The sequence below is a fragment of the Allobosea sp. genome, assembly GCF_017308075.1.
Classification (GTDB): domain Bacteria; phylum Pseudomonadota; class Alphaproteobacteria; order Rhizobiales; family Beijerinckiaceae; genus Allobosea.
On the sequence record NZ_JAFKFX010000040.1, the window covers coordinates 118,142 to 127,013 of the forward strand.

The 8,872-nt window shown below is 65.0% G+C and carries 11 protein-coding genes; 7 read left to right on the plus strand and 4 right to left on the minus strand.

The annotated features are described in order from the left end of the window. The first annotated feature begins 450 nt into the window (after window positions 1–450). The gene (locus J0J10_RS21295; RefSeq protein WP_291648959.1) at window positions 451–1,113 is read left to right on the plus strand and encodes a ceramidase domain-containing protein; all 663 of its coding nucleotides are present in this window, start codon (window positions 451–453) and stop codon (window positions 1,111–1,113) included. A 21-nt stretch (window positions 1,114–1,134) separates the two neighbouring features. On the opposite strand, the gene J0J10_RS21300 is transcribed toward J0J10_RS21295, so the two are convergent. Then, complete coding sequence (locus tag J0J10_RS21300) at window positions 1,135–1,377, minus strand: hypothetical protein (protein WP_291648960.1); 243 nt, start codon at window positions 1,375–1,377, stop codon at window positions 1,135–1,137. A 186-nt stretch (window positions 1,378–1,563) separates the two neighbouring features. Here J0J10_RS21300 and J0J10_RS21305 point away from each other — a divergent pair, with 186 nt between their 5' ends. From J0J10_RS21305 to J0J10_RS21315, 3 genes are all read left to right on the plus strand, one after another. Continuing rightward, a complete protein-coding gene (locus tag J0J10_RS21305; RefSeq protein ID WP_291648962.1) occupies window positions 1,564–1,902 on the plus strand; it encodes an ArsR/SmtB family transcription factor in 339 nt (112 codons plus the stop codon). Continuing rightward, window positions 1,899–2,366, plus strand: coding sequence for an SRPBCC domain-containing protein (locus J0J10_RS21310; RefSeq protein WP_291648964.1), 468 nt, complete (start codon window positions 1,899–1,901; stop codon window positions 2,364–2,366). Before J0J10_RS21305 ends, J0J10_RS21310 begins: the two co-directional genes overlap by 4 nt. 179 nt (window positions 2,367–2,545) lie before the next feature. Continuing rightward, on the plus strand, window positions 2,546–3,211 hold the full coding sequence (locus J0J10_RS21315; protein ID WP_291648965.1) for an RraA family protein: 666 nt from the start codon (window positions 2,546–2,548) through the stop codon (window positions 3,209–3,211). A 123-nt stretch (window positions 3,212–3,334) separates the two neighbouring features. On the opposite strand, the gene J0J10_RS21320 is transcribed toward J0J10_RS21315, so the two are convergent. The 3 genes from J0J10_RS21320 to J0J10_RS21330 all read right to left on the minus strand — a co-directional run bounded on the left by J0J10_RS21320 (window position 3,335) and on the right by J0J10_RS21330 (window position 5,055). Beyond that, entirely contained in the window at window positions 3,335–3,835 is a 501-nt protein-coding gene (locus J0J10_RS21320; protein ID WP_291648967.1) for an invasion associated locus B family protein, read from the minus strand. A 94-nt stretch (window positions 3,836–3,929) separates the two neighbouring features. Further along, complete coding sequence (locus J0J10_RS21325) at window positions 3,930–4,754, minus strand: arylamine N-acetyltransferase family protein (RefSeq protein WP_291648969.1); 825 nt, start codon at window positions 4,752–4,754, stop codon at window positions 3,930–3,932. A 7-nt stretch (window positions 4,755–4,761) separates the two neighbouring features. Further along, a complete protein-coding gene (locus tag J0J10_RS21330) occupies window positions 4,762–5,055 on the minus strand; it encodes a c-type cytochrome (protein WP_291637842.1) in 294 nt (97 codons plus the stop codon). Between the two features lie 303 nt (window positions 5,056–5,358). On the opposite strand from J0J10_RS21330, the gene J0J10_RS21335 reads away from it, so the two are divergent. The 3 genes from J0J10_RS21335 to J0J10_RS21345 all read left to right on the plus strand — a co-directional run bounded on the left by J0J10_RS21335 (window position 5,359) and on the right by J0J10_RS21345 (window position 8,464). Continuing rightward, the gene (locus J0J10_RS21335; protein WP_291648971.1) at window positions 5,359–5,904 is read left to right on the plus strand and encodes a carboxymuconolactone decarboxylase family protein; all 546 of its coding nucleotides are present in this window, start codon (window positions 5,359–5,361) and stop codon (window positions 5,902–5,904) included. Between the two features lie 963 nt (window positions 5,905–6,867). Continuing rightward, the gene (locus J0J10_RS21340) at window positions 6,868–7,161 is read left to right on the plus strand and encodes a GIY-YIG nuclease family protein (RefSeq protein ID WP_291648978.1); all 294 of its coding nucleotides are present in this window, start codon (window positions 6,868–6,870) and stop codon (window positions 7,159–7,161) included. Between the two features lie 1,123 nt (window positions 7,162–8,284). Beyond that, window positions 8,285–8,464: a hypothetical protein gene (locus J0J10_RS21345; RefSeq protein WP_291648972.1), complete on the plus strand. Its 180-nt coding sequence runs from the start codon at window positions 8,285–8,287 to the stop codon at window positions 8,462–8,464. Window positions 8,465–8,872 lie beyond the last annotated feature (408 nt).

Below are 8,872 nucleotides of genomic sequence, written 5' to 3' on the forward strand. Positions count from 1 at the left end.
GGTTCTCCTTGTTATTGCAGGGCTCAACCCCTGACAGCGATGAATTCGTTGTGCACTGCATATAGAGCGATCAGCCTGCTTATTGCAGGGGCTGTTCCATCAGTTCCGTTATGCTCTGGGTGCATGATGAATTAAGAGACCGTTTGGAAAGTTCCCCAGACCCGCGCAGGGCGCTTAACAATTCGGTAGGAACTGTGAAATTCATGCCTTTAATCTAGGCAAATCAGGCGATCGGCGACGGCGCTCGAAGGGATTGCCGAAATATGCGTCGAAATGCCCGGATCCGCCATGCGATGTTGCGCCGCAATATGGTTAGGGCCGGCGCAGCCGCCGAAAGAGGGCGTTCACCATGACGGGTTTCGCATATGCGATATGGTCGCGAGGGCGCCGTTCGGCAATGACAGGCCCGGCCTCGCAAGCGGGAGGCGAGGGCGCGGCAGGAGAGGGCGAATGGGCAGCTATGGCTATTGCGAGCGCACGGATCCGTCGTTCTGGGCCGAGCCGCTGAATGCGTGGAGCAACGGTGCCTTCCTGCTTGCTGCGCTGGCCGGTCTGATTCTGCTGTGGCGTGTGCGCCGCGCCGACTGGCCGGTCGCCATCTTGATTGCCCTGGTCTTCGCCATCGCACTCGGCTCGTTCCTGTTTCACACCATGCCGCGGCGCTGGACACTGCTGGCCGATGTCGTGCCGATCCAGCTCTTCGCCTTCTTCTATTTCGGGCTGGCGCTAAGACGCTTCTTCAGAGCGTCGGCGGCGGGCGCGATCCTCGGCACGCTCTTCTTCCTGGCCGCCTCCTCGGCGCTGGCGGCGCTTCTCGCGCTCTGGCTGCCGCCGGTGCTGCGTGGCTCCACCGGCTATGCCGGCTTCGTGTTCGCTCTGTTTGGAGTTGCGGCAGGGCTCGCGCTGCGCGGACAAGCCGGCGCTACCGCCTGCCAGATCGGGCTGGCCGGCCTCGTCTTCACGCTGTCCCTGACTCTGCGCTCGCTCGATGGCGTGCTCTGCCAGCATGTGCCGCTCGGGCTGCACTGGGCCTGGCATCTGCTCAATGCGGCCGTGCTCTACCTGCTGCTGCGTGCTGCGATCACGTATCGCAGCTCATCTCGCAACATCTAGGCGTTCGCCGCCGTCGGCCGTTCAGCGCACGACGACCACGCCGCGGCGCGCCGGCACGACGACGGTGCCGCGGCGGGCAGGGGCGACCACGACCGGGGCCGGGCGGCGGACCGCGGCCGCGCCGCGCGGTCCGGCGCAGGCGGCGCCACGAACGCCGCGGGCGCAGACGACGGCATCCGCCGGTGTCGAGACGGCCGGCGCCAGCGCGAGAAAGCCGCCGGCGGAAACGGTGAGCAGGGTCGCTAGCTTCAGAAGGCTGTGCATGGCGGCATCTCTCCGTTTCGGGGATGGTGAGCCTTGTTTCCTGCGCCGCGGCAACTGGCGGCGCTGCATCTGATGGTCTGCCCCGCTCTGGTGTTCCGCAAGGGAATTCAGTCTCGCTCAGGCTGCCAGGGCACTTGACAATGTGTGATTTGTTATATAACAAGTAAATTATATAAGGAGATGGATATGAATGGGCTCGATGCCGCCTTTTCGGCGCTCGCCGATCCGACCCGACGGGCGATCCTAGCGCGATTGGCGCTGGGTGAGACCACGGTGATGGAGCTCGCCCGGCCGTTCGAGATGACCCAGCCCGCGGTATCGCGGCATCTCAAGGTGCTCGAGGAGGCGGGGCTGATCATCCGGCGCGTCGAGGGCACGAAGCGGCCCTGCAGCCTGGCGCCGACGGCGCTGAACGAGATCGACCAGTGGCTCGGAATGCTGCGCGGGGCACTGGAGGCGAATTACGACCGGCTGGACGCGGTTCTGGCCGAGATGGAGCCCGGCAAGGAGATGGATGGCAGATGAGCGGACTTACCCTCGAGACCGAAGGCGACACCCATGTCGTCGTCACCCGCCGCTTCAGGGCTTCGCCCGAGGCGGTCTATCGCGCGCATACCGAGCCGGAGCTGATCCAGAAATGGCTGCTCGGGCCGGATGGCTGGAGCATGCCGGTCTGCATCAACGAGGCGCGGGCCGGCGGCCGCATCCGCTATGAATGGAGCGACGGCAACGGCAATGGTCTCGTCCTCACCGGGGAATATGTTTCGCTCGAGCCGTTCGGCCGTATCGTCCATGTCGAGCGCTTTCACATGCCGGACCCGACGCCGGACAATCACGTCGAGACCCGCTTCGAAGCGGATGGAGCTGGCACGCTGATGACCATGCGTATGACCTTGCCGGACAGTGCGACCCGCGCCGCCATGCTGGCGACCGGTATGGAGGACGGCATGGAGGCGAGCTACGCCCGGCTTGACGCCGTGGCTGGCTGATTCTGTTCGCTTTCGGCGCGGTGTTCAGCACTTGGACGGGGCCTTCGCGGCCCTGTCCTCCTTTTGGCTGGGCCCGCAGCCCTGCGTTTCCCGCACTGCCCCAAGACGGTCCGGTCGGTTGACCCTTGGGGAGGGCGTCGACAAGCTCCCGCAAAACACAGGGGGAAGCGATGTCCGACTTGGCTGCCACATTCGATCTGAAATCTCTGAAGACCCGACTCTATTCAGCCGTGCTTTCGGACGTGCTCGACCAGCTCGGCTATCCGAACCAGGCGGTGAAGCCTTTCGTCCGGCCGGTCGACGACAATGCGGTGCTCTGCGGCTTCGCCCGGACCGGCCTCTACATGAAGCGCTATCACCTGCCGGAAGGGCATAATCCCTACGCGCTCGAAATGGACCTGATCGACAGCCTGAAGCCCGGTGAGATCCCGGTCCTGGCCTGCGACGGGCCGACCGACCGGATCGCGCCCTGGGGCGAATTGCTGACCACCGCCTCGATGGTGCGCAAGGCGGCGGGCTGCCTGACCGACGGGCTGGTGCGCGATGTCCGCCGCATCCGCGAACTCGGCTTCCCGCTCTTTCACGGTGGCATCGGCCCGCTCGACACCAAGGGCCGGGCCGAGATGATGGCAGCCGACGAGCCGGTCGAGGTCGCCGGCGCCCGTGTCGAGCCCGGCGATTTCATCTTCGGCGATGTCGACGGCGTCGTGATCGTGCCACGGAAGATCGCGGCCGAGGCGGTCAAGCTTGCCCTCGAGAAGATCGAGGCCGAGGACAGCACGCGCGACGAGCTGCTGGCGGGCGCCAGCCTGCGCTCGGTGTTCGAGCGTCACGGCGTGCTCTGAATCTACACGTCATGCTCGCCCTCGGTGGCGAGCATCCACGTCCTAGACACCGCTTTCGATCAGTGAAGACGTGGATGGTCGGGGCAAGCCCGACCATGGCGGAAGGGTGTTTGGCGGCTGCCGTCAGCTGCAGCGGTCGAGCAGGCGCGAGGCGGCGGTGACGCCATCGAGCGAGAAGGTGTAGCTGGTGTCGTTGCCGCGGGCGGAGGTCGCCTCCAGCACCATGGACGAGCCGGCCCTCATCGCCGCGAGCAGATCGCTCTCGCGCTCCAACCGATTCAGCCAGGCGCCCTTGCCGAGCGTCAGCATCTGGAATTCCGCATCGCCGATGGTGATGCGGACCACCGAATCCTTGGCGAATTCATAGCCGGTCTGGAAGCTGGTCTCGGTGTTGCTTGCCTTGCCATCGCTGGTCTGCACGAAGAAGAATACGTCCCCGTGCCGAAGCTGTTCCGGTTTTGCTGTTGTCGGAACACTCGAGATGTAGCAACGCTGGCTATTGCCGTTCTGATAGGACGCAGCGTTCCAATCCTTGAACTGCCCCATGGACTTGGCGGGGCTAGCCTGTGCCGTGCCGGCAGCGGCAAGAAGCAGGATCACCGCTGGCACCGTCAGTTTCATCATGGCTTCATCTCCTTTTCCTGCGCAAGGGATGAAACCTCGGAGATTAACGAGGCGTAAAAAAGATCGTCAAAAATGCGTGGGGTGACGATCCGCGTCAGGGGGACGGGGCTGCTGCGATGCGGGCCAGCGCGGCCTGCCACTGGTCGTCGTCGAGCACGATCCCGAAGCGGTTTTCGAGCGCCCGGCGCAGCGCGGCGTCGTCTGCGATCTGCTCCGGTAGCGAGGCTTCGCCGAGCCGGTGCTCGGTCAGCCGGCGGTCGAGCAGGGTCAGGCGGCCATGCGGCAGGATGCGGGCGGCGCGCAAGGTGAAGGTGAAGGCCGAGGTCGGATGGGTCGCGACATAATGGTTCGCCACCACCTCGTCGATCGCCGGCACCGGCTGCAGCGTGAAGCGGTAGAGCAGGCGCCATTCGCCCGATATCTCGGCACGCAGCCACCAGTCCTCGCCGCCGCGGTCGAGCCGGTAGGGCTCGTGTGGCGTCTTCTGCGGGGCGCCTTCGGCGAGGCGCAGCGGCCCGGTCAGCGTCATGCCGCCGAAGCCGACATCGGCGATCAGATCCTCGCCCTCGCAGATGACGCGCAGCAGCTTGTGGGTGCGGGCAACCTGCGCATCCTCGGCTTGGCCCATCAGCACGCGTCCGCCGAGCGCCGTCACCGGAAAGCCGAAGGCCTCGAGCACCGCATGGAACAGGGTGTTGTGCTCGAAGCAGTAGCCGCCGCGCCGCTCGCGGACGAGCTTGGCGAAGACCTCCTTCAGCGCGATGCGCACGCCGCGGCCGGCGAGTGCGTCGAAATTCTCGAAGGGGATCGCCTGCGGGTGCAGGAAATGCAGCCGCGCCAGCGCCACCCGGGTCGGCGCGACCTCGCCATCATAGCCGATGCGGGCGAGATAGGCGGAAAGATCGGCCGGGGCGAGCATGGTTGCCTCAGCGCGGCGGCAGGGCGGCGTAATAGGCCGCGATCGCCGCGACCTCCTGTACCGTCATATGGCGGGCCATGAAGCGCATCTCCTTGTGCGGGCGCTTGCCGGCGCGGAAAGCCATCATCTGGTTGAACAGGTATTTCTCGTTCTGCCCGGCGAGATGCGGCACCTCGGTATCGCGCGCGATGCCGTCCTCGCCATGGCAATAGGCGCATTGCTCGATCGGCGACGCGCGCGGCTCGGCCATTGCCGGAGCGGCGCCCGTAGCCAGCACCACTGCCGCGGCCCAGTGCCGCACGCTCCGATATCGTCCCGTCAACGTTCGAATCCCCCGCTTGTCGTTGCGGCGAGATTAGACGGGCGGAGGGTAAATAAAACCGCTTCTTCGGACTGCGAGCGCGATGGCACGGTCGACAAGGCCCCGCGGGGAGCGGCGCGCTGCCCTTGACTTGATTAGGACTCCTAATAAAATTTCGACCCGTCCCGAGCTTCCGGGCCGGACCTTGCCGCATGGAGCGGCGGGCCGGCCCCAGAAGGCGGCGGGCGTCGACTGCCATCGGCGCCCGCCTGTGAGAAAACCCCGCGAAACAGGAGAAATCCCATGGCACGAGTTAATCTTGTCGATCCCGGCACCGCAAGCGGCGAGGCCGGCGCGCTGCTCAAGGACATCGACCAGGCCTTTGGCGTGACGCCGAACATGTTCCGCGCCGTCGCCAATTCGCCGGCGGCGCTGAAGAGCATCTGGGGCTCGTTCGGTGCGCTCGGCCAGGGCCGGATCGACGCGAAGCTCGGCGAGCAGATCGCGGTGGCGATCGCCGATCGCAATGCCTGCGAATACTGCCTCTCGGCCCATACTGCGCTCGGCCGCAAGGCCGGGGCGAGCGCCGAGGAGATGGCGCAGGCCCAGGCCGGCCGCTCGGCCGATCCGAAGACGCAGGCGGCGCTCGCCTTCGCCCTCAAGGTGGTCGAGAACCGCGCCGCCGTCGCCGAGGCGGATGTCGCGGCGCTGCGCCAGGCCGGCTTCGACGATGGCGCGATCGTCGAGATCCTCGCCCATGTCGCGCTCAACCTGTTCACCAACTACGTCAACGTCGCGCTCGATGTGCCGCTCGACTTCCCGGCGGTGAAGCTGCGCAAGGCGGCCTGAGCCGAGGCGGGCTCCGGAAGCGCCGGGGCCCGCGTATCCACAAAGGCGGCGGAACCGGAACGGAAAACCCTCTCCTGTAAGGAGAGGGCAGGGTGAGGTGTACGCGCTCGGACCAGTTTGCGTCGCGCTGACCGCGGCGATGTCGACGCCAGCGATCTCTCCCGAACACCTCACCCCTTCCCCTCTCCACTGATCTCGGGCTTGCCCGAGATCAGCACTCAGAGTGATCGAAGTCGGGTAGGCCCGACTTTGATGCAGGAGAGGGGTTCTCTATCGCGCTTCCCGCACCCTTTGCTTAGAGCACGCGCCAATCCCGCCCGCAGGCCTGCCTGCGGGCGCTGACACATACGGGGCTGGCGGAGCGCCGCGAGGCGCGTCGAGTAGCATCCGCTTCCGTTGAGCCAGGAAGCGGCGCGGATGAAGCCTCATCCGCACGCCCCGTGGCGCTCCGCCTTCGGCGATTTTAAGTCTCCGGGCCGCGCTTCTGCGAAGCCGGCTGCTGGCCGGGCCGCGATGCCGTTGGAAGCCAGGTCCCCTCTTCGGGGCGTCGCTCCCTCAGCGCAATCGCGATGGCCGCTGCAGCCGCTTCATCTAGCGAGCTCCTCGCGCAGGGATCGTAGTGTCCCCAGGTCGGTTCCCGAAGCCTCCCGGGAGCAGGGCGTAACCCCCGCCCGCAGGCGCCGACCCTCACCCAGCCTCTGGCATACCTCCGGACGGCCGCCCCGTATGGGTGATGGGCGAGGGGATTGTACGGGAGGTTTTGCGGGCGGGGATAAATTCGCCTCAACCGTCATGGTCGCCCTTGTGGCGACCATCCACGTCTTCGCGCCGGAACGACTGCGCGAGCGGCGTTTCGCAGGCTGGCGGCTGCCATTTGCGTCGCAAGGCGTGGATGGTCGGGACAAGCCCGACCATGACGATGGAGCCCTTGTCGATACCATGGCGTCACCGCATCCTGACGCCATGAAGCAGGAGGGCGGCTGGGTCTACATCATGACGAACCGGCCGAACGGCACGCTCTACATTGGCGTGACGAGCGACCTTGGTCGGCGCGTTCACGAGCATCGCGAGGGCCTGATTGCCGGCTTCACGAAGCAGTACGGGCTGAAACGTCTCGTCTGGTACGAATGGCACGACGAGATCGAAGCCGCGATCCAGCGCGAGACGTCCATGAAGCGCTGGTATCGCGCCTACAAGACCCGCACGATCATGGCCCGCAATCCCGACTGGACCGATCTTTACGACGAGCTGGCCTGACCGGGCGGGCGGCTCCCGGTCCCGTAACCGCTCCACCGTCATGGTCGCCCTTGTGGCGACCATCCACGTCTTCGCGCCGGAACGACTGGGCGAGCAGCGTTTGCAGGCGGGCGCCTGCCATTGGCGTCGCAAGGCGTGGATGCTCGGGACAAGCCCGAGCATGACGGAGGAAGGTGGCGCGGAGCGCCGGATGAGGGCCTGTGCTTGCCGCAGAAGGCCGCAGCGGCTCCGTTGCACTCAGAAAATCGGCGGCGGGCCTTCACCCCTGCCCCTCTCCCATCCGGGAGAGGGGTTCCCTGCGCCTTGTCCTGAAAAGGGCGGTGCCCCGAAGCCTCCCGGGAATGGGCCCCGCCCGCAGACGCCGACCCTCACCCGACCTCTGGCATACCTCCGGACGGCCGCCCCGTATGGGTGATGGGCGAGGGATAAGTTCGCCCCTCCCGTCATGGTCGCCCTTGTGGCGACCATCCACGTCTTCGCGCCGGAACGACCGGGCGAGCGGCATTTCGCGGGCCAGCTTGCCGTTTGCGTCGCAAGGCGTGGATGCTCGGGACAAGCCCTAGCATGACGGGGTGGGGAACCTCGACCCTGCCTTCTCCCGGATGGGAGAAGGTGGCGCGGAGCGCCGGATGAGGGCCTGTGCTTGCCGCAGAAGGCCGCAGCGGCTCCGTTGCACTCAGATAATCAGCGGCGGGCCCTCACCCCTGCCCCTCTCCCATCCGGGAGAGGGGGCCGCGCCTCGTCATGAAAGGGTGGTCCCCGAAGCCTTCCGGCACCGGGGCCCGCCCACAGGCGTCGAGATCACCCAACTTCCAGCATACCTCGGAGCGGCCGCCCGGTTTGGGTGACGAGCAAGGGGATAACGTAGGGTTTGTGAGGCCGGGATAGGTTTATGCGAGCGATATCTTATGTTGGCTCCTTCTCGTAGTCTGGAACGCCCGTTCTGAACGCTTCGGCGACTTTTCTCCAACGGGTGCTTGCCGGCAGGCATGATTATTCGAGCGAAAGTTGAAACTTCAGTGGAAAACACTTGACCTTTGAATGGTTATGGTTGTCATCGCTCGACACGGAACAGGAGTATCCGGTAGGGTGTGCGTCCTAAGGTTGGTCCGGGGGATCTGAGGTGGCTAAGAAGCGTGCGTTTATCAGTTTCGACTACGACAATGATGAAACCCTGAAAACGTTCCTCATTGGGCAGGCTAAACTTCCTGACAGCCCCTTTGAACTTGCCGATTGGTCGATCAAAGAACACATCACCGGCGATTGGGAAAAAAAAGGCGCGGACTCGCATCAGAAGCGTTGATGTTGTCATCGTAATCTGCGGCTTGAATACGAACACAGCGACCGGAGTTAGTGCAGAAGTGAGGCTGGCTCAAGGCGAGGGTATTCCGTATTTTTTGCTTGCTGGATATAGAGATAAGCAAAACATTAAGCCGATAGCGGCGCGCTCTACTGATAAGATGTACGATTGGACGTGGGATAATCTTAAGATTCTTATTGAAGGAGGTCGCTGATGAAGCGCGCTCTGGTCATTGGAATCGACGCTTATCCGACTTCTCCGCTAGGGTTCGGACCCATAAAATGATTGGCGTCGTGGGCTCGGTGTGATTCACGGCTTCCGGGAGGAAGCACGGATGAACCGGGATCGTTTCTGGCTCACGGACGCGCAATTCGCACGGATCGAGCGGCATCTACCGACGGATACGCGTGG

Bases quoted from the DNA above. Each gene is read 5' to 3' on its own strand.
- J0J10_RS21305 (WP_291648962.1), top strand. From the start codon at position 1,564: ATGAATGGGCTCGATGCCGCCTTTTCGGCGCTCGCCGATCCGACCCGA.
- J0J10_RS21295 (WP_291648959.1), top strand. From the start codon at position 451: ATGGGCAGCTATGGCTATTGCGAGCGCACGGATCCGTCGTTCTGGGCC.
- J0J10_RS21320 (WP_291648967.1), bottom strand. From the start codon at position 3,835: ATGATGAAACTGACGGTGCCAGCGGTGATCCTGCTTCTTGCCGCTGCC.
- J0J10_RS21325 (WP_291648969.1), bottom strand. From the start codon at position 4,754: ATGCTCGCCCCGGCCGATCTTTCCGCCTATCTCGCCCGCATCGGCTAT.
- J0J10_RS21310 (WP_291648964.1), top strand. From the start codon at position 1,899: ATGAGCGGACTTACCCTCGAGACCGAAGGCGACACCCATGTCGTCGTC.
- J0J10_RS21300 (WP_291648960.1), bottom strand. From the start codon at position 1,377: ATGCACAGCCTTCTGAAGCTAGCGACCCTGCTCACCGTTTCCGCCGGC.
- J0J10_RS21340 (WP_291648978.1), top strand. From the start codon at position 6,868: ATGAAGCAGGAGGGCGGCTGGGTCTACATCATGACGAACCGGCCGAAC.
- J0J10_RS21335 (WP_291648971.1), top strand. From the start codon at position 5,359: ATGGCACGAGTTAATCTTGTCGATCCCGGCACCGCAAGCGGCGAGGCC.